We start from the raw sequence: 19,158 nt of genomic DNA on the forward strand, positions 1-19,158 counted from the left end.
CCCCCTCTCGGATGCTAGATCTCCTCCACCGTTACGGTGAAGCTCCGTCCCCCCAGCCTTACCTCCATATATCGCCGGCCCATGGGGGGGCTTACTAAAACCTTGTGACCACCGCTCCTGTAGCGGGCCCTGATGGTTCGGGCGTGGGCGAGCAGGTTCTCAAAGGACAGCAGGTCCTTGATGGCCTTATCCCGGTCCACGGGTCGGAAGCGAAAGGCTTCCCCCTTGGCGGCCTGGGCCAGCCGGGCACAGGACCAGCGGGTGAGCACCCCTATCTTTGAGTAGCCGCCGGTGGTCTGCCTATCCGCCATCATTACTATAGGGTTACCCCCTCCCGGAACCTGTATGGCCCCCAGAGGGATCGGGTCGGATATTATGTCCGCCCCGCCGGAGTGGGCCACCTTGGGGCCCTCCATTCGGTATCCCATCCGGTCTGCCTCGTCCGATACGACATAGGATGAGGAGTAGAAGGTCTCTATCCCCTCGGGGCTAAACATGTGCTCCTGGGGGCCGGGTATGACGTCCAACACGTTCTCTCCCAGCAGCAGATCCAGATGGGATCTCTCGAGGGATAGCCCCGCCCCCAGGTCCCACAATGGATCCGGTGGTCCGGTTAAGATCTGATCCCCGGCCTTGAGGGGGCGTCCCTCCAGGCCCCCCAGGCGGGACCTGGTGTGGGTGGACCTGCTGCCCATGACCAGGGGAACCTGGACCCCCCCGCTGAAACACAGGTACCCCCGGCAACCCAGCCCCTTGGGGCCCGAGAAGGCGATCACATCCCCCTTGCTGGGGGTGAGGACGGTCCACGGGGGGATTGGTTTCCCGTTCACCGTCATGCCCAGGTTGGGTCCGGCCAGGGTCAGTGCCCCCTCGGCGTGGAGCACTTCCATAGTGGGTCCCAGGAAGGTTATCTCCAGGGCCGCGGCCCCCTCGGGGTTGCCCAGGAGGACGTTGCCCAGCCTAAGGGAGAAGGGATCCATGGCCCCCCCCACCGAGACCCCCTTGTCCTGGTGTCCCCACCTGCCAAGGTCCTGAACGGTGGTGAAGAGCCCCGGGGCCTTTACGCTCAGGATCAAGCCTCCTCACCCCCTCTTTGTCTTTTTACCCTGTAGGTCCCCGCCATTACCTCCTTTGATATCCGTTGAAACTCGGCGAGGTCGATGGGCACGAACCTGACGAAGTCCCCCGCCCTTATGAGGGTTGGTTCCTCCCTGGAGGGATCGAAGAGCTTGAGAGGGGTCCTGCCTATGAGCTGCCATCCCCCGGGGCTCTCGATGGGGTATACGCCAGTCTGCTTGCCCGCGATGCCAACGCTTCCCGCGGGGATGCACTTCCGGGGGGTCTTCAGCCTCGGGGTCTCCAGTGACTCGTCCATACCGCCCAGGTAGGGGAACCCGGGGGTGAAGCCCACCATGTAGCAGTAGTACTCCCTGGAGGAGTGGCGCCTAACCACCTCGTCTTCGGAGAGCCCCGTGTGGAAAACCACGGTTTCAATATCCGGCCCCATCTCTCCCCCGTAGCAGACGGGTATGTGGACCACCTCCCTCTGTCCCCTTTCCGTCTGGGCCCCTTGGTTCAGGAGGGTCATGATGGTTGATGAAAGGGCCTCCACGTCCATCACCAACGGGTCGTAGTAGACCGCCATGGACGAATAGGCCCCCACGCACTCTATCAGCCCTGCCCTTGACTTGCTCATCAGGCTCTCCCGGATACGGTGTAGTTTCAGGTTCACCTCCATGTCTATCCGGTCTGACAGCTCCAGTAGAAGCGCCCCTTCCCCGGCGCAACGTATCCGGGGGAAGTGGTTGGACAAATCGGTCACCTCCTATCTCGACATCTAAGTTAGTGTGGCATTTAATTTAAATTTGGCTATTTGAAGAGCTCCGCTATTTTTGATAGGGATGTTACTCCCATCCATCCTGTGAAGGCCACCATCACGTATCCTAGTAATGTAAGTAGTTTGGGATGTTCATAATCTCCAACTATATCCTTTCGGTGGGCGGCTAGTAGCACTGATAACAACGACAGAGGAAGGATTAGACCGTTTACCGCCCCGGCGAATATTAGGAGCTTAACCGGTTTCCCTACGGTGGAGAATATGGCGGTTGAGGTGAGAATGAACGCTATTATCCAGCGACGCTGGTGGGTGTCAACGGACCTGAAAAGGGTCTTGAGGAAGGATATTGAGGTGTAGGAAGCTCCCACCACTGAGGTTACTGCCGCGGACCATAGGACTACTCCGAAGAACCTGTATCCTATTTGCCCTGCCCCAAGTAGGAATGCCGAGGCTGGAGGGTTTTCTGGGTCAAGGGCTTTCCCAGAGACTACGACGCCAAGGATTGCTAGGAATAGCAGATATCTCATTATAGCGGTTATCCCGATGGCGTTTACAGATCCCCTACTTATCTCGGCCAAGCGATTGGTTCCTGTTACACCCGCATCTATTATACGGTGAGCTCCTGCGAAGGTGATATATCCCCCAACGGTACCTCCGACTAGGGTTAAGACCGTCATCCAATCAACCGTCGAAGGGAGAAGGGTTTCCTTGAGAGCGAGCCCCACTGGGGGTTGGGTTTTTAAGGCTACGAAGAGGACAAGTGCTATCATGAGGATACCGAGTGCCTTTGTGAAGTTGTCCATGGCTTTCCCCATCTCTTTTCTCAGGAATAGAGCGATAGCCACAGTTGAGGATAATATTGCTCCCGGTACCAACGGTACTCCAGCGACTACGTTAATTCCCATGGCTGCTCCAGCCACATTGCCTATGTTGAATACAAGTCCTCCCAAGGCAACCGCGAAAGCCAAGAAGTACCCTAGGCCGGGGAGAACCCGGTTGGCCACGTCCTGCCCACGCATTCCCGATACCCCTAGGATTCGCCATATGTTAAGTTGTACCGCGATATCTATTAGAACCGAGGAAAGTATGGCAAACCCGAAAGCTGACTTAAGCTTTTCTGTGAATACTGCTGTTTGAGTTAGAAATCCTGGGCCTATAGCGGATGTGGCCATGAGGAAAGCTGCTCCTAATAACACGCTACCGCTAAGCCCTAGGTAACCCCCTCTTACCTTGTTTGCTTCTTTTCCGCGCATTTCAGAACCACCTCCTGAGTTGGTATCTCTTGGAGTGTACTATATGCAGAAATGCCGTAGCGGTCAAGCAAGAAGGTTATCAAATGTTACAAGGATTTCACTTTGGAGTTTTGCAAGGGCGCGAAGTATCGTGCGATATCCGCTCAGGGGGTGCGGAAACTCATCGCCGCTTTCGATGGTGAGGCACGGTTCGACGAGGTGCTCCAATTCTTAATGAGATATGAAGGTCAGATTTGCCATCAGCTCTTTGATGAGCTATTGTTATCTTTAGTTTATGAGCCGAAGTGCCACTCCTGGATCTGAGTGGTCTTGATAATAGATTTTAAGTCTAATGGTCTAATGGTCCCAATGCGGGTTATTGTGTACGTGCTGTTAGTACATCTAGAGATGGTTGATGTGGCAAGTCCGATAACCTTGGCTATCTCGGAAGCGGTCTGGGGCTCTAAATATTCCTGATCACCGCTAAGGAAGGCTATCTGTCTACTAGATATCAATAGTCCGATCAGGGCCAAGACCCGGCGTCGGCCTAAGAGCTTGCTTATAAGATCTTTTACCAACCCTTTGGGATTTTCAGGGTTGTTTAAACTTATGGATTGTATGTTTTCCTTGAATACCTTTAATGATACACCTGCTCCCATTGGCATCATTGACAATTCATGACTTAAGAGAGGGGCTTTTATGCCTAGAGGGCTTGGGTCTAGGTGCCTGAGTTGAGCTATGGCGAGTCTCACGCGATCTTCTCCCCACCCTGTTGCCCCGGTTAGTCGCCTCATGTCCATACTCTCCAGTTCATTGTGGAAACGTGTTAACAAAATGGCTCCATCTGATTCCTCCATGGAAAGCCGTCTAAGTTAGATAATTAGACAGTCCCTTAGTGCGAAGGTGCCTGGCGGATCCACCAGATCCTGTATCCTCACTCGATGAGTCCAGAAATGTGGGCAAATCCAGTCCCATGTAGCTTGCGCAGACCTCCAGTGGGGAGTCAAGTTAGTCCCGTTGTCCAATTAGACTCAGCCATAACCTAGGCGATGTTCCTGCTGGGAGATCGGTCATGATGCTAATCTGAAACTCCAAGTTGGAGAGCTCGTCAAGGTAACTCGGCATATCCTCAATATCGGCTTCTGTGCAAAGTATCCCAGATGGCTTGCGCATTGAAATGTTAGGCATCTTAGCAACGCTTCTTGAATTGCCTCCGCCAGTTGATCTGGGGAAATGGTTAGCCAGTTCCAGTTTCCTTGGGCCCATACGTAGGACCTCAGTGCGAGCTCGTTTTTGTTGACTTCTTTTAGTAGGTTTATCTCAATAGATCTCATGCCTTTGTAGTCTCCTTAGGAGAATGAATCTGGATATGCCCAGCATTTTTGCTGCTTGGATTTTGTTGCCTCCACAAGCCTCGAGGGCCTCCGCTATCCATTCCCTTTCTTTTATGGATAGCCTTTGAGCGAGGGATATTCCGCAGGTAGAGTCTTCCTTCGCGGATTACAACATATCTTCCGGAAGATCCTTCAAAAAAAGTTGGATAATGAATTCTCGGTCGAGAATTTATGATGATTACTGTTGTAACAAGTATTATAGCTAAATTGCATTAAAACCGGAGACTTATTGGTTGATATAATGTACTTTGGTAGCTTTTTTATATTAAAATGACAAATATTTTCGGGATTGTGTTTGATAGAATGGAAATAGATAGTATAGATAGGGAAATATATATTATACTTATGAATGTGAGCGATATTGATAACATAAACATGGTATCTTTCTATTTTATATAAGCCAGGAGTTTTGAAATGTACTGAGGGTTGGCAACTACACCAAGTCCCCAAGTTAGTTTAGATGTAATGCCGGATATGTAGTCGTTTGCGGAAGACCACGTAGTCAGCTTCGAAGGAGGGGTTACATATATCCGTTCTAAGTTTATGAGAATATAATATAGGTCACCGGAAGAATTCAGTTCTACAAATACGGTGCCAGATGTGATCGTAATAAGGTCGATCATGTAGCTCTTGGCGATTGAGCTCTGTTCGTCAAATTTAGTATACAAAACAAATAGATAAATCAGTAAATTTTAGGTCAGAACGTATTTAATCTCTAGCATTGTGGATGCTACAATGCGAAAGGCCTTAAATCGAATGGCTATGTATGGGATATAGGATATAGGATATAGAATACAACCATGACGCCCCCTAGAATCGGCTTTAACGGGGGATCGCCGTGTTCCTTGATGATCAGTTTCGGCGAGGTTATGCTCCTTTGCTTTCTTGGTCTCATCAAGATGAGCGGATGGGAGCTAAACCTAGGAGCCATCCATTGACCGATCCGGCAAATGCTATGGTGCCATCGTTTGCCATCCAGGTGATAAGGCCTATGATGGATGCAGGCTGAGCCAGGTGGCACAGAAGGTTGACACACTGAACGATAAACATAGTTTTCTTCTTCCCAGGTAGAAATCCTTTAGGCTGTCCTTCCATAGTAACGTGTCACCGGTTATAAGGATAGCCAGGGTGCACCCCCCAAGGGCGATCAGGTTCAATGCTAACGGTGGCATCTATTGCTGTTCCTTTTCTTGCGTGCAACCGACATGCTTGCTATTCAAGGGAAATATATTTAATATTAATAAAAACCGATATCGATCGTTAGGCTCGGTAGTCAAACAGATCACCCTGTAAGCGTAAGTTCCTCTGTTAAGTAGAATTGACGATGTCAACATTCGTCAAACATAATAGCATTTGGGCCACGAGAGGAGAACTGCAAGGGGGGATGATGATGAGGTTTCTAGACTCGATTTCAAAGAAGGGGGCCTACCGGCTGGTGGCCTTGCTGACGGGCTTGGCCATGTTGACCTTGGGGGGAATGGGGGGCGGCTATCTTTACTCCCGGTTGAACGACGAGTCCAAGCCCCCCGTGGGCGTTTCGGTGGCGTCCGCCGATGCCCCATCGGGGGACGTTTACACTGGTAACCCCATAGTGCCTCTGGTCAAGAAGGCATCCCCCTCGGTGGTCAACATAGACACCGAGAGGATGGTTCGCCAGTCCTTCAGCCCCTTCCCGGACGAACTCATGAACGACCCGTTCTTCAACCAGTTCTTCGGCGAGCACTTCCGCCAGTTCACCCGGGTGGTGCCCATGAGGGGGAAGGGGTCCGGGTTCCTGGTGTCCACCGATGGCTACATCCTGACCAACAACCACGTGGTGGAGGGGGCGGACAAGATAACCGTCACCATGCTGGATGGACGCCAGCTGCAGGCCAAGCTGATAGGCCGGGATCCCACCTTCGACCTGGCGGTCATAAAGGTGGAGGGGAAGAACCTTTCGGCCCTCAAGATGGGAGACTCCGATAAGGCGGAGGTGGGGGAGTGGGTTGTGGCCATAGGGAACCCCCTGGGCCTCGAGCACAGCGTCACCGTTGGGGTCATATCAGCCAAGAACCGAACGATCCAGGCGGAGAACGTTAACTTCCAGGGGTTCATCCAGACCGACGCGGCCATAAACCCCGGCAACAGCGGAGGTCCCCTGATCAACCTCAAGGGGGAGGTCATAGGCATAAACACCGCCATAGTCCCATACGCCCAGGGAATAGGCTTCGCGGTCCCGATAAACATGGCCAAGCAGGTCCTGGATGACCTCATAAGGCACGGGGAGGTCAAGCGGGGCTGGCTAGGTGTGTTTGCCCAGCCCAATAATCCCGCCTTCGCTAAGGCCTACGGGGTGCCCACCAGCGAGGGGGCCATCGTGGCCAGCGTTAGGGACGGATCCCCTGCCCAGGCGGCGGGGCTTCAGAGGGGAGATGTGATAGTGTCGGTGGGGGGCAAGAAGATCTCCGACGACAGGTCCCTCACCTTCGTGGTCCGGTCCTTCACCGCCGGTACCAAGGTCAAGGTGGAGTTCTACCGCAGGAACCGGAAGATGGAGACCGAGGTGGTACTTGGGGACACATCCCTAGCAAGGGCGGCCAACCCAAGGCCTTCCGTCCCCGCTGCGGGGCTCAGGTCCATCAAGGTCTTGGGGGCCAAGGTGGAGCCCCTCTCCGATCAACTGAGATCCCAGATAAGGGCCCCGAAGGATCTGGATGGGGTGGTGGTCTCCTCCGTTGACCGCGGATCCGTGGCCCAGTCCATGGGGCTCCGGCGGTTCGACGTGATCATGGAATTCAACGGGCGAAAGGTTACCCGCCTGGAGGACCTGGCGGCGGTCGCCCGGGGAAAGCTGTCAACCGTGGCGGTATTTGTTTGGCGGGAGGGCAACACCGTCTACCTGTCCGCGGGTTAAGCGAGAAGGGAGGCGAGGGATATCCCCTGCCTCCCCTTTTTCCCCTAGTCCCCCTCCTTGAGGGGCATGCTGAAGGTGAAGGTGCTTCCCATCCCATCGGTGGACCTCACCGATATGTGCCCCCCGTGAAGCCGTGCGATCCGCTGGGCCATGGAGAGCCCCAGGCCATAACCCTCGCTTGACCTGGAGGCCTCCTTCCTCCAGAAGGGCTGAAAACACTTGACTGCCGTCCCCGGGTCCATGCCCATCCCATAGTCCTTCACCGAGATGACCCCAAGCCCCCCCTTGTCATCCCGTCGGACGGTCATCTCGATCAGGGACCCGTTGGGGCTGTACTTGGACGCGTTGTCCAATATAGCCCGGCACATCTGAACCAGCATGTCCTCATCCCCAAGGACCGGCGCCTCCTCGGTGACCAGCTTTACCCTCTGCCCCTTGGCCCGGATCTGATCCTTGAGGGATGACAGGGCCTCCTCAGCAACGATGGAGAGGTCCGTCATCCCCAGGTCCAGCTCCTTCATGCCCTCCAGCCGGGACAGCTCCAGGATCCCCTTGGTGAGCCGCTCCAGGGAGCAGACCTGCCTCAGCACGTCCTCCAGCTTCTCCTTGTAATAGGGGCCGCTTCGCTCCTTCATCAGGGCCAGCTCGATTCTCCCCTTGATTATGGAGAGGGGGGTTCGGATCTCGTGTCCCGCGTCGGACAGGAACTGGCTGTTGAGGTTTACCCCCTTGTCCCGGGCCAGGATGGAGTAGCTCCCAAGAAGCTCGGCTATCTGCTCCTCGTAGGTGCCGTCGAACCCCTCCGTGGGGGACCTCTTCCCCTCCCCAACGTCCTTCAGGGCCCAGAAGAGCCTCCTCAACCTGCGCTCGTAGGATAGCTCGTCAAGGATGGAGAGGATGAAGACGAAGGGTAGGGCCCCCATTAGCGCCACCAGGATGGACCTGGCTATGCCCGGCTGGGAGAAGCTGAAGACCACGACCCTGTCCAGCGATACCGACTCGGTCTCCCTCTGCCAGAGGATGGAGGCCAGTATCAGCAACATGAGGGAGAAACCCATGAGTAGCGCCTCGCCTATCAGGGTCTTCAGCAGGGCGGACCTAAGCTGTTTGGGTGACAGGATGCCGAACAAGGGATCCTTGATCTTCATGGTCTGAAGGATCGACTTCCTCGCTTACTCCCCTTCGGGATTCGCCACCTTGTAGCCCACTCCCCTGACGGTGACCACCATCATGTCCAGGTTGAATGGACGAAGCTTGTCCCTCAGGTACTTTATGTGGACGTCCACCACGTTGCTGGTCCCGTCGTACTCCTTCTGCCACACCTGGGCTATTATCTTGTCCCGGCTGAACACCTGGTTCTCATAGCGCATGAGAAGCTCCAGGATGTCGAACTCCCGCCGCCTCAAGGGAACCTTGATGTCCCCAACCCGGCACTCCCGGGCCACCGGATCCAGGGTCAGGGGCCCGCACTTGAGGATGGACCTCCGCTGATCCCCGCTTCGCCTCATGAGGGCGTTGACCCGAGCCATCAGTTCCTTGAAGTCGAAGGGCTTGGTCAGGTAGTCGTCCGCCCCCTGCTCCAGCCCGTGAACCCGATCCTCCACCGAGTCCTTGGCGGTGAGCATGATGACCGGAACGTCGTGCCCCTCGTCCCTGACCTGATCCATCACCTCGAAGCCGTCCATCTCGGGGAGCATGATGTCCAGGATCACGCAGTCGTATTTCCCGGACCTTATGAGGTCAAGGCCGTTCCTGCCGTCGCCGGCGGTGTCAACCTCGTGCCCCAGCTCCTCAAAACCCTCCCGGAGCAGTTGACAGAGATCCTCGTTGTCCTCGATGATCAGAAGCCTCATCCTACGCTATACCTCCCGTTGGCCCTGAAGCCACTAGGTTTAATTATACCTTGTTCATTAAGTTAACACATGGGTGCCGAGTTTGTCGAGCCCTCAAATTAACTTAGGTCCCAGGGGAAGCGGTTGATAAGTTGGGATTAGGTGTATATACTACTGATGCCCTCTACGCGGACATGGGGTGCCCATGCCTGGGTTTAGGGACATCAAAGCAAGGAGAGGATAGGTTTGATATCCAAGGAGGCAAAGCAGCGTATCATCGAGGAGTTCAAGGTCCACGGGGCCGACACCGGATCCCCGGAGGTCCAGGTGGCCATACTGACCCACCGCATAAGGGAGCTCACAGAGCACATGAGGGAGCATCCGAAGGACTTCCACTCCCGGCGGGGCCTTCTCGCCATGGTGGGCAAGAGGCGCAAGCTCCTGGCCTACCTCAAGGAGAAGGACTTTGGCCGCTACAAGAACCTGGTCCAGCGTCTCGGGCTCCGGCACTGATCGGTTCTCTCATGGGGCGAGGCCACTCTGTGGCCTCGCCCTTTTTTTTGTGCTATGCTTAACCGTCATAGATGAAAGGGAAGATAGGGAGGATTATGAATGCACAAGGTTGTACAGTTGGAGTTAGGGGGCCGCGTCCTGTCCTTTGAGACCGGCAGGATGGCCAAGCAGGCCAACGGGGCGGTTTACGCCAGCTACGGGGAGACCGCCGTGCTGGTCACGTCGGTCATGTCCGAGAAGCCCAGGGAGGGGCTGGACTTCTTCCCCCTGCTGGTGGACTACGAAGAGAGGTTCTACTCCGCTGGCAAGATCCCCGGAGGGTTCATAAAGAGGGAGGGGAGACCCTCTGAGACCGCCATCCTGAGCGGGCGGATGGTGGATCGGTCCATAAGGTCCCTCTTCCCGGAGCACATGAGGAACGATGTCCACGTGGTGGCCACGGTCCTGTCGGTGGATCAGCACAATCCGCCGAACGTCCTGGCCATAAACGCCGCGTCCGCCGCCCTGGCCATATCGGACATCCCATGGGATGGCCCCATAGGTGCGGTGCGGATAGGATGCATAGACGGTCAGCTGCTGGTGAACCCCACGGAGCCCCAGATGGCGGAGAGCACCCTGGACCTGCTGGTGGCCGGTCACGACGGGGGAATAACCATGGTGGAGGCGGGGGCCAACGAGGTCTCCGAGGACCTGCTGGTGGACGCCATGGAGTTGGCCCACCAGGAGATAAGGCGCATAGTGGCCTTCATAAGGGACCTCCAGGCCCAGGTGGGGCTCAAGAAGGTGGAGATAGCCCCCCCCGCTCGGATCGATGAGATAGACGCCTGGATAGAGGCGGAGCTCAAGGAGGAGATATACAAGGCGGTCCAGATCCACCACAAGGTGGAGCGGAAGGACGCCCTGTCGGCCATAACCAAGAGGGCGGTGGAGCGCTTCGAGGAGTCCCACCCGGGTTGTGCCGGATACGTGGCCTCGGTGGTGGAGGAGTGGGTCAAGAAGGGGCTCCGCCGGCTCCTGCTGGACGAGGGCCGTAGGGCGGATGGCAGGGCCATGGACCAGTTGCGTCCCATCACCTGCGAGGTGGGAGTGCTCCCCAAGGTGCACGGCTCCGCCCTGTTCACCCGGGGTGAGACCCAGGCCCTGGCGGTCACCACCCTGGGCATGATGGGGGAGGATGATCAGATCCTGGACGGACTCAAGATAGACGAGCCAGCCAAGCGGTTCCTTCTGCACTACAACTTCCCCCCCTATTCGGTGGGGGAGGTGCGCCCCATGAGGGGGCCCGGCAGGAGGGAGATAGGCCATGGGGCCTTGGCGGAGAGGGCCCTTCGCCCCATGCTGCCCTCCGAGGATCAGTTCCCCTACGTGGTGAGGGTGGTGTCCGACATACTGGAGTCCAACGGATCCAGCTCCATGGCCAGCGTATGCGGCGGCAGCCTTTCCATGATGGATGCGGGAGTCCCCATAAAGAAGGCGGTGGCCGGGGTTGCCATGGGGCTCGTCACCGACGGATCCAGGGTTTGCATCCTCACCGATATCCAGGGTCTCGAGGACCACTACGGGGACATGGACTTCAAAGTGGCGGGCACCCGGGACGGGGTGACCGCCCTTCAGATGGACAACAAGGCGGGGGGCATCACCAGGGAGATCCTCAAGAGGGCCCTGGATCAGGCCCGGGATGGCCGGATGAGGATCCTGGACATAATGGACGGGGCCATAAGGTCCCCCAGGGATCAGATATCCCCCAACGCCCCCAGGATAATGACCATTACCATCGATCCGGATAAGATCCGGGACGTCATAGGCCCCGGTGGCAAGACCATAAGGTCCATAATCGCCCAGACGGGGGCCAAGGTGGACGTCCAGGACGACGGTCGGGTCTGCGTGGCGGCCCAGACCGAGGAGGCGGCCAGCCAGGCCATAAAGATCATATCGGACCTCACCCGGGAGGTTCAGGCTGGGGAGATCTTCGTGGGCCGCATCACCAGGATGCTGGGCTTCGGCTACTTCGTGGAGGTGCTGCCCGGCAAGGAGGGGTTGCTGCACGTGAGCGAGATAAGCTCCCACCACATACCCAAGATAGAGGACGCGTTCTCCATCGGTGACGAGGTCCTGGTGGTGGTCCGGGAGATCGACGACATGAACCGGATAAACCTCTCCCGCCGGCGCCTGATCGATCGCTACGACCAGCTGGCCAAGGACCCGGCGCTTGCTGCCCAGGTGGAGGTGGAGAGGGCCCGAGAGATCCGTTATGGGACCCTTAAGCCCGAAGGTGGATCCCCCAAGGGGCCCCAGGGGCGCAGGGACTCGGACAGGAGGCCCTCCGGCGGAGACAGGAGGGACAAGCACCACCGATGATCCGGATGGACATGACGGACGTTCTGGTCAAGATAAAGAGGGACCCCTCCGCCGCGGATCTGCCCCTGCCCAGCCATGGGACGGTCCACGCCTCCGGGGTGGACCTCAGATCCAACGAGGAGGGGGTCCTGCAGCCCGGCGAGGTGAGGGCCTTCGGCACGGGACTTTCGGTGGAGATACCCCCGGGCTACGAGTTCCAGGTCCGCAGCAGGAGCGGCCTGGCGCTTAAGAACCGGGTGATGGTGCTCAACTCCCCCGGCACCGTGGACGCGGACTACCGGGGAGAGGTGAGGGTGATCCTGTATAACGCGGGGGCCCAGCCCTTTCAGGTTAGGAGGGGAGATCGGATTGCCCAGATGGTCCTGTGTCCGGTGCTGAGGCCCGTCTTCGTGGAGGTGGACTCCCTTAGCGGCACCGAGAGGGACTCAGGGGGGTTCGGAAGTACCGGGGTCAGATAGTGGCCCAGCCAGTTCCCGAACAAAGGCTAAGGGGGAGGTCCCACCTCCCCCTTAGCCTTTCATGTGAGATCCGGATCCGCTAGGCGGACCGCTTCCTCTCCTCCGCCTTCATGGCGGTCCAAAGACACCAGATGAACCCGCCGAACACCAGACCCAAGATTACAACCATAGTGACCTGCCACATAGCCTATCCCCCCTCTAGTCCTTGGGCTGGAGCTTGTACTTCATGGTGTCCGCAAGCCAGTTGTTGAGGAGGAAGAACACCGCGGCGGCGATGGCCCACTGGACGAACATGGTTCCGGGCGTGTAGGTGTACTTGGAGATGGGGAGGAACTTGTACCACTCACCCGGGTACCAGCTGATGGACTGCATGAGCCACCAGCCGAAGATTATCACGAACCACACGGGGAAGAGCTTGACCAGGCTCCACATCCACTCCGCCTTCACGTCCGAGCAGGGCTCGATCCACTCCACCCAGAGCTTCTTGACCCCCACCTTCATGGCGCCAATGGAGAAGAGGAGTCCCGATATGAGGAGCCCCACCCCCCAGACCCAGTCCTGGTTCTCGAAGAAGGTGTTGTCCATGGCAGAGGGGGCCCCGCACACAAGACAGGCGATGCCAATGGTCCAGGCGGCCTTCTTGCGGTCCCAGCCTGCGTCGGCCAGGATCCGGCACCCTAGTTCCATCATGGATATCTCGGAGCTCAGGGCCGCCATTATGAGAGCCAGGAAGAAGGCTATGGCCATTATCACGCCCCCCGGTATCTCGGCGAACAGCCTGGTCAGGTGGATGAAGGCTATGCCGTTGTTGCCAGACTTGACTGCCGCCATGGGATCCGGGGCGAAGGCGAATATGGTGGGGATAACGCATAGGGCTGCCAGGGATGCGGCGGTTGTGTCCGCAAAGGCGGTGGTAATGGAGTTGAGAAGTATGTCCTCCTTCTTGCTGGTGTAGACGTAGTAGGTCAGGAACAGCCCCCACCCGGCCCCGGTGGACCAGGCCACTTGGGTGAAGGCCTCCAGGTAGGTCTTTGCTCTGAAAACGTCATCGGCCCGCACGGTGAAGAGGTACTCCAGTCCCTTCCAGGAGTTGGGCAGGAAGTTTGCCCTGATGGCCAGGAAGATCAGGAGAATGAAGATGGAGGGGATCATTATCTTGTTGGCCCTCTCGAGGCCGTTCTGGACCCCCGCCAGACAGATGAAGAGCGACATACCAACCGCTATGGCGAAGAAGAGAAGCCCCGCCATTGGGTCGTTGATGAAGGCCTTCCAGAGGGCTTCGGTATCGACCCCCGGCTTTATCACTCCGCTTACGGCGTAGAGGAAGTATCTTATGCACCAACCTATGACGACCGCGTAGTAGAACGTGATTGCGAGACAGACCCAGGCAATGAAGCCACCCACCCAGGTCCACTTCCTGCCCAGCATCTCCTTCCAGGAGCCGATGACCCCCATCCGGGCGGACTTGCCCCACACCGCCTCGGCGCAGAGGAGGGGTATGGCCCAAAGTATGAGGGCGAAGAAGTAGGCTATGTGGAACGCTCCGCCCCCGTTGGTGGCGGCCACCCGGGGGAAGCGCCAGATGTTGCCGGTCCCCACCGCCATGCCGATGGCGGCGAACACGAGTCCCCAACGACTAGACCATTGCTCATTCTGTCCCTTGATCTGTTCTGCCATGCTCCTTGACCTCCTTTTGTTGTGGTATGTCTCTTAGGAGAAGAGCAGATTAGCCCCCGTTTCACCCCCTCTCTCGATTTAAACAGGGATCTCTTGGACAGGATGACGCCCTGTCGGTTACGGAATACAGGATAATACATACCAACGTTCAGTGCAAGGCCAAAATTTGCGACTTTTATGCATTGATACGTATTACGTTACTTTTTGTTGCGAGCCTCATGGGGCCATGCCACTCGGGGCGTGATACAATTCAAACGAACATAGTTCGCATGGAGGGGCGTCAAGCTCCACCTTGATACGGAGGGGATCGCATGGCGGTTTTCGTTAGCGCTTCTGGCGATAGGTATGAGTCTTCGGGGCCGATCTCGGTGGGGGAGGCCCTTAAGGCGCTTGGGGTTTCACTGGATGGGGTGGTGGCCGCCCGGGTGGATGGGGTTCTGGTGGATCTCGGCGCCAACGTGGAGGGGGGGCAGCTGGAGCCCGTCCTGGGTTCCAGCGAGGAGGGGCTCGATATCCTGAGGCACTCGGCCTCTCATCTGATGGCCCAGGCGGTGATGCGTCTCTTCCCTGGGGCCAAGCTGGGCATCGGGCCATCCATCAAGGACGGCTTCTACTATGACATCCTCTTCCCGTCCCAGGTCACCGACGAGGATCTGCCCAGGATAGAGGAGGAGATGATGCGGATAGTCCGGGATGACCTGCCGGTGGAGCGGTTGGTCATGGGCCGAGACGAGGCCCTGGAGCTTTTCCGCTCCCGGGGGGAGGACTTCAAGCTGGAGCTCATATCGGAGATCCAGGACGACACCGTTTCGCTCTACCGGCAGGGGGAGTTCGTGGACCTCTGCAGGGGGCCCCATGTTCCCCGCACCGGGATGCTCAAACACGTCAAGCTCCTGTCCCTGGCGGGGGCCTACTGGCGGGGGGACGAGAAGAACGTGATGCTCACCCGCATATACGGCACCGCCTTCATGGACGGGGAGTCCCTTGGGGCATACCTGAATAGGCTGGAGGAGGCCCGTCAGAGGGACCACCGCAAGATAGGCCGGGAGATGGACCTCTTCAGCATTCAGCCCGAGGGGCCCGGGTTCCCCTTCTTCCACCCCAAGGGGATGGTGATCCTCAACGAGCTGGTGGACTTCTGGAAGAGGGAGCACAAACGGCGGGGGTACAACGAGATCCGGACCCCCCTCATCCTGGACAGGTCCCTGTGGGAGAGGTCTGGCCACTGGGATCACTACCGGGACAACATGTACTTCACTTCCATTGACGACAGGCCCTTCGCCATCAAGCCCATGAACTGTCCCGGAGGCATTCTGGTCTTTAAGAGCTCCACCCGGAGCTATAGGGACCTTCCCCTTCGCATGTCCGAGCTGGGGGTGGTCCATCGGCACGAGAGGTCCGGGGTGCTGCACGGCCTCATGCGGGTCCGGTGCTTCACCCAGGACGATGCCCACATCTACTGCACCCCCGATCAGGTGGGGGACGAGATAGCCGGGGTCATCGACCTCATGAAGTACGTCTACAGCCAGGTGTTCGGCTTTAACTATCGGGTGGAGCTGTCCACCCGGCCGGATAACTACATGGGCAGCCTGGAGCTGTGGAACCTGGCGGAGGAGAAGCTGAAGCAGACCCTGGAGGCCACCGGCACCGATTACAAGATCAACCCTGGGGACGGGGCTTTCTACGGGCCAAAGATCGACTTCCACCTGGAGGATTCCATAGGGAGGACCTGGCAGTGCGGCACCATACAGCTGGACTTCCAGATGCCCGAGAAGTTTGACGTATCCTATGTGGGGGCCGATGGGGCGGACCACCGGCCGGTGATGATCCACCGGACCGTCTTCGGAAGCCTGGAGAGGTTCCTGGGGATCCTCATCGAGCATTATGCGGGTGCCTTCCCCTTCTGGTTGGCACCGGTTCAGGTGAGGGTGCTTCCCGTGAAGCCCGAGTTCGAGGACAGGTCCCGCCAGGTGGAGGCGGCCCTCAAGTCCTGGGGGGTTAGGGTGGAGGTGGATGTGAGGGACGAGAAGCTGGGCAAGAAGATCCGGGACGCCCAGCTCTCCAAGGTTCCTTACATGATAGTCATAGGCGCCAAGGAAGCGGAGACCGGAGGCGTTTCGGTCCGCCACAGGTCCGACGGCGACCTGGGGACCATGTCCATGGACGTCCTGAGGGACAGGCTCCAGGGGGAGTTCAAGCCCAGCTGATGCGCTTGAAATGTTCCATGGTCTGTGATATGCTCCATCAGTCGGTTTCACCGCAAGATAGCAAGCAGAGGAGTTGACGCCCTCTCACCTGCCGACTTGAGTTGTCAGGTTGCCGCGAAGAAGTCAGTCGAGGCTGGGCGTACTCTGCCCAGCCTCTTTGCGTTGGACCGCCAGCAAATTTCCATCGGGAGGTGGCGTGCTATAAGCTTCAAGGATGATGAACCCCGCGTCAATTTGGAGATCCGGGCGGCGGAGGTGCTTCTGATCGACGATCAGAACGTGAAGGTGGGGGTGGTGCCCATCCAGGAGGCCCTCAGGATGGCTGAGGAGAGGGAGCTGGACCTGGTTGAGGTGGCCCCGCTGGCCAAGCCGCCGGTCTGCAAGATAATGGACTACGGCAAGTATCGGTTCCAGCAGCAGAAGAGGGACAAGGACGCCCGCAAGAAGCAGAAAAGCCAGGCCCTCAAGGAGATAAAGATGAGGCCCAAGATCGATGTCCACGACTACACCTTCAAGGTGAAGGCGGTAAGGTCCTTCCTGGAGGATGGGCATCGGGTGAAGGTCTCGGTCTTCTTCCGGGGACGTGAGATGGCCTTCTTGGATCGGGGGCGTGAGGTGCTTGACAGGGTCCGCAAGGACGTGGAGGACCTGGGCAAGGTTGAGATGGAGCCCAGGATGGAGGGGTCCTACATGAGGATGATGATAGCTCCGCTACTTCAGCAGGCCTCGAAGGACCAGGGGGGTTCTAAGTCCGCACGTCCGGTCTCGAAGGATAGCCGCAATTCCAATTCATTGGACCCTGGGTCCGACGAATCTTGAGGAGGGACTTAAATTGCCAAAGGTAAAGACCCATTCCGGGGCGAAGAAGCGATTCTCTGTGACCGGATCCGGCAAGCTGGTTTTCAAGAAGAGCGGCAGGAGCCACCTTCTGGAGTGCAAGAACGCCAAGCGGCGCCGCCGCCTCCGCAAGCAGGGGGTCCTCACCGGAACCATCGCAGAGAACATCAAGAAGATGATGCCCTACGCTTAAGGGACTTTAAGGAAGAGGTGAACTCTAGATGAGGGTAAAGGGCTCCAGCGCAAGCCGACGCAAGCAGAAGAAGCTCTACAACATAACTAAGGGCTTCTGGGGAAGGAAGAAGAACGTATACAGGAGGGCCAGGGAGGCGTACCTGCATGCCCTCTCCAAGGCCTACAGCGACCGCAGGGCCAAGAAGCGGGACTTCCGCAGGCTCTGGATAATAAGGATCAACGCCGCCGCCAGGATGCACGGCATGAGCTACAACTCCCTCATATCGGGTCTCAAGAAGGGCGGCATCTCCGTCAACCGCAAGATGTTGGCGGATCTGGCGGTCAACGACTCCGCCGCCTTCGGTGCCATCGTCGCAAAGGCCAAGGAGGCCCTGAGCCGCTAGGTCTGGATAGGAGCATGCGATCATATAGCTCGTTCAAGCCTGAGCTGTGGTTGGTCTACGGGTTCCTGTTGCTCATAGCGGCGGGAGCCCTTGCTCTTTGGGGGATCGGTGAGTTGGTGGGACGGCCTCTGGACCCCATAGACGCCCTCTTCACCGCCACCTCCGCGGTCTGCGTCACCGGCCTCTCGACCGTCGATGTGGGCACCGCCCTGCCCCTGCCGTCCCAACTGGTACTGCTGCTCCTGATCCAGCTTGGGGGGCTTGGGGTCATGGCGGCCACCACATCCTTCTACCTAATGTTGGGTGCCAAGGTGGGCTTCAAGGAACGCCTGGCTTGGGCGGAGAGCATGGGGCTTGACACCCCAAGGGGGGCCATCAGGCTCCTTCTACTGGTCATCCGGGTCTCCTTGATCGCCGAGACGGTCATGGCGGTGCCCCTCTTCGTGGGTTTCGCCAGGAGGGAGGGAGCGGTTAGGGGTGCCTACATGGCCATCTTCCACTCGATCAGCGCCTTCTGCAATGCGGGCTTCTCTCCCTACTCGGACAGCCTGGTCTCCTTCGCCACCGAGCCCCTGGTGATGCTCCCCATAACGGTCCTCATCGTGGTGGGGGGGCTTGGTTTCCCGGTGCTGGATGACGTCCTAAAGAGCGTGAGATCCCGACGATGGCGACCATCCAGCTACACCCGGGTGGTGCTCACCTTCACCCCGGTCCTCATCCTCCTTGGCTCCGTGGTCTTCCTGCTTGGGGAGATAAACGGGGTGCTTAGGGACATGCCCTGGCCCCATAAGCTGATCAACGCCCTTTTCATGAGCGTTACCCCCCGAACCGCTGGGTTCAACTCGGTTCCCCTGGGGAGGATGTCCGGGGTATCCCTCCTTTTCACCTCCTTTCTGATGTGGGTTGGGGCAAACCCCTCATCCACCGGTGGGGGAGTTAAGGTGACCACCTTTGCGGTGCTGTGGTCCTCTTGTACATCGGAGATAAGGGGCAGGTCGGACGTGTGCCTGGCCAGGCGACACGTGGACTGGCGAACCCAGAGGAAGGCCATCACGGTGGCGGTGCTGTATACTCTTGCCGTGTTCGTTGCGGTGTTCATGCTGGCTGTCTTCGAGCCCGAGGTGGACATATCCAGCCTGGTCTTCGAGGCCATATCCGCCATGGGCACCGTGGGTCTCTCGTTGGGGGTTACCCCTCACCTCTCCCCGGATGGGAAGATGGTTTTGATCTTCCTCATGTACTGGGGAAGGGTGGGGATAGTGACGTTCCTGTACTCCATATTCAGAAGGCATGAGCCGGGCAGGGTCTCCCTGCCCAACCTGGACATGCCAATAGGCTGAGG

The 19,158-nt window shown here is 57.9% G+C and carries 17 protein-coding genes; 9 read left to right on the plus strand and 8 right to left on the minus strand.

The features are described from left to right. Window positions 1-14: 14 nt before the first annotated feature. The 5 genes from TACI_RS03560 to TACI_RS09510 all read right to left on the minus strand — a co-directional run bounded on the left by TACI_RS03560 (window position 15) and on the right by TACI_RS09510 (window position 4,542). Window positions 15-1,076, minus strand: a complete 1,062-nt coding sequence (locus TACI_RS03560) for a 5-oxoprolinase subunit C family protein (RefSeq protein WP_012869460.1) — start codon at window positions 1,074-1,076, stop codon at window positions 15-17. Next, a complete protein-coding gene (gene pxpB, locus TACI_RS03565) occupies window positions 1,073-1,813 on the minus strand; it encodes a 5-oxoprolinase subunit PxpB (protein ID WP_012869461.1) in 741 nt (246 codons plus the stop codon). Before pxpB ends, TACI_RS03560 begins: the two co-directional genes overlap by 4 nt. Window positions 1,814-1,869: 56 nt before the next feature. Beyond that, window positions 1,870-3,090, minus strand: a complete 1,221-nt coding sequence (locus TACI_RS03570) for an NRAMP family divalent metal transporter (RefSeq protein ID WP_012869462.1) — start codon at window positions 3,088-3,090, stop codon at window positions 1,870-1,872. A gap of 272 nt (window positions 3,091-3,362) precedes the next feature. Beyond that, on the minus strand, window positions 3,363-3,821 hold the full coding sequence (locus tag TACI_RS03575) for an RNA polymerase factor sigma-54 (protein ID WP_164925132.1): 459 nt from the start codon (window positions 3,819-3,821) through the stop codon (window positions 3,363-3,365). Between the two features lie 568 nt (window positions 3,822-4,389). Next, complete coding sequence (locus tag TACI_RS09510; RefSeq protein ID WP_164925358.1) at window positions 4,390-4,542, minus strand: helix-turn-helix domain-containing protein; 153 nt, start codon at window positions 4,540-4,542, stop codon at window positions 4,390-4,392. Window positions 4,543-5,853: 1,311 nt separating this feature from the next. On the opposite strand from TACI_RS09510, the gene TACI_RS03585 reads away from it, so the two are divergent. After that, complete coding sequence (locus tag TACI_RS03585; RefSeq protein WP_012869463.1) at window positions 5,854-7,356, plus strand: Do family serine endopeptidase; 1,503 nt, start codon at window positions 5,854-5,856, stop codon at window positions 7,354-7,356. 44 nt (window positions 7,357-7,400) lie between these two features. On the opposite strand, the gene TACI_RS03590 is transcribed toward TACI_RS03585, so the two are convergent. Continuing rightward, a complete protein-coding gene (locus tag TACI_RS03590; RefSeq protein ID WP_012869464.1) occupies window positions 7,401-8,504 on the minus strand; it encodes a sensor histidine kinase in 1,104 nt (367 codons plus the stop codon). 24 nt (window positions 8,505-8,528) lie between these two features. Continuing rightward, on the minus strand, window positions 8,529-9,209 hold the full coding sequence (locus TACI_RS03595) for a response regulator transcription factor (protein WP_012869465.1): 681 nt from the start codon (window positions 9,207-9,209) through the stop codon (window positions 8,529-8,531). A gap of 225 nt (window positions 9,210-9,434) precedes the next feature. Between TACI_RS03595 and rpsO the strand changes: the two genes are divergently transcribed. The 3 genes from rpsO to dut all read left to right on the plus strand — a co-directional run bounded on the left by rpsO (window position 9,435) and on the right by dut (window position 12,517). Then, on the plus strand, window positions 9,435-9,701 hold the full coding sequence (gene rpsO / locus TACI_RS03600; protein ID WP_012869466.1) for a 30S ribosomal protein S15: 267 nt from the start codon (window positions 9,435-9,437) through the stop codon (window positions 9,699-9,701). A 99-nt stretch (window positions 9,702-9,800) separates the two neighbouring features. After that, window positions 9,801-12,059: a polyribonucleotide nucleotidyltransferase gene (locus TACI_RS03605; protein WP_012869467.1), complete on the plus strand. Its 2,259-nt coding sequence runs from the start codon at window positions 9,801-9,803 to the stop codon at window positions 12,057-12,059. An 11-nt stretch (window positions 12,060-12,070) separates the two neighbouring features. Then, the gene (dut, locus tag TACI_RS03610) at window positions 12,071-12,517 is read left to right on the plus strand and encodes a dUTP diphosphatase (RefSeq protein ID WP_207280519.1); all 447 of its coding nucleotides are present in this window, start codon (window positions 12,071-12,073) and stop codon (window positions 12,515-12,517) included. A gap of 198 nt (window positions 12,518-12,715) precedes the next feature. Here dut and TACI_RS03615 read toward each other — a convergent pair whose 3' ends face one another. After that, window positions 12,716-14,194, minus strand: coding sequence for a sodium-dependent transporter (locus TACI_RS03615; protein ID WP_012869470.1), 1,479 nt, complete (start codon window positions 14,192-14,194; stop codon window positions 12,716-12,718). A 311-nt stretch (window positions 14,195-14,505) separates the two neighbouring features. Here TACI_RS03615 and thrS point away from each other — a divergent pair, with 311 nt between their 5' ends. The 5 genes from thrS to TACI_RS03640 all read left to right on the plus strand — a co-directional run bounded on the left by thrS (window position 14,506) and on the right by TACI_RS03640 (window position 19,156). Further along, window positions 14,506-16,401 (plus strand): threonine--tRNA ligase, encoded by a 1,896-nt coding sequence (gene thrS / locus TACI_RS03620; protein WP_012869471.1) that lies wholly within the window; start codon window positions 14,506-14,508, stop codon window positions 16,399-16,401. Between the two features lie 162 nt (window positions 16,402-16,563). Further along, window positions 16,564-17,220 carry a translation initiation factor IF-3 gene (gene infC, locus TACI_RS03625; protein WP_278007115.1) on the plus strand — a complete coding sequence of 219 codons (657 nt, stop codon included), beginning with the start codon at window positions 16,564-16,566 and terminating at the stop codon, window positions 17,218-17,220. Between the two features lie 13 nt (window positions 17,221-17,233). Next, a complete protein-coding gene (rpmI, locus tag TACI_RS03630) occupies window positions 17,234-17,431 on the plus strand; it encodes a 50S ribosomal protein L35 (RefSeq protein ID WP_012869473.1) in 198 nt (65 codons plus the stop codon). A 28-nt stretch (window positions 17,432-17,459) separates the two neighbouring features. Continuing rightward, window positions 17,460-17,816 (plus strand): 50S ribosomal protein L20, encoded by a 357-nt coding sequence (gene rplT, locus TACI_RS03635; RefSeq protein WP_012869474.1) that lies wholly within the window; start codon window positions 17,460-17,462, stop codon window positions 17,814-17,816. Between the two features lie 14 nt (window positions 17,817-17,830). Then, window positions 17,831-19,156: a TrkH family potassium uptake protein gene (locus TACI_RS03640; RefSeq protein WP_164925134.1), complete on the plus strand. Its 1,326-nt coding sequence runs from the start codon at window positions 17,831-17,833 to the stop codon at window positions 19,154-19,156. Window positions 19,157-19,158: the final 2 nt, after the last annotated feature.

This window comes from Thermanaerovibrio acidaminovorans DSM 6589 (assembly GCF_000024905.1).
Lineage (GTDB): Bacteria > Synergistota > Synergistia > Synergistales > Synergistaceae > Thermanaerovibrio > Thermanaerovibrio acidaminovorans.

Coding starts and splice junctions, on each gene's coding strand:
- TACI_RS03570 (WP_012869462.1), bottom strand. CDS start 3,090: ATGCGCGGAAAAGAAGCAAACAAGGTAAGAGGGGGTTACCTAGGGCTT.
- TACI_RS03585 (WP_012869463.1), top strand. CDS start 5,854: ATGAGGTTTCTAGACTCGATTTCAAAGAAGGGGGCCTACCGGCTGGTG.
- TACI_RS03590 (WP_012869464.1), bottom strand. CDS start 8,504: ATGAAGATCAAGGATCCCTTGTTCGGCATCCTGTCACCCAAACAGCTT.
- TACI_RS03595 (WP_012869465.1), bottom strand. CDS start 9,209: ATGAGGCTTCTGATCATCGAGGACAACGAGGATCTCTGTCAACTGCTC.
- TACI_RS03605 (WP_012869467.1), top strand. CDS start 9,801: ATGCACAAGGTTGTACAGTTGGAGTTAGGGGGCCGCGTCCTGTCCTTT.
- dut (WP_207280519.1), top strand. CDS start 12,071: ATGACGGACGTTCTGGTCAAGATAAAGAGGGACCCCTCCGCCGCGGAT.
- TACI_RS03615 (WP_012869470.1), bottom strand. CDS start 14,194: ATGGCAGAACAGATCAAGGGACAGAATGAGCAATGGTCTAGTCGTTGG.
- thrS (WP_012869471.1), top strand. CDS start 14,506: ATGGCGGTTTTCGTTAGCGCTTCTGGCGATAGGTATGAGTCTTCGGGG.
- rplT (WP_012869474.1), top strand. CDS start 17,460: ATGAGGGTAAAGGGCTCCAGCGCAAGCCGACGCAAGCAGAAGAAGCTC.
- TACI_RS03640 (WP_164925134.1), top strand. CDS start 17,831: ATGCGATCATATAGCTCGTTCAAGCCTGAGCTGTGGTTGGTCTACGGG.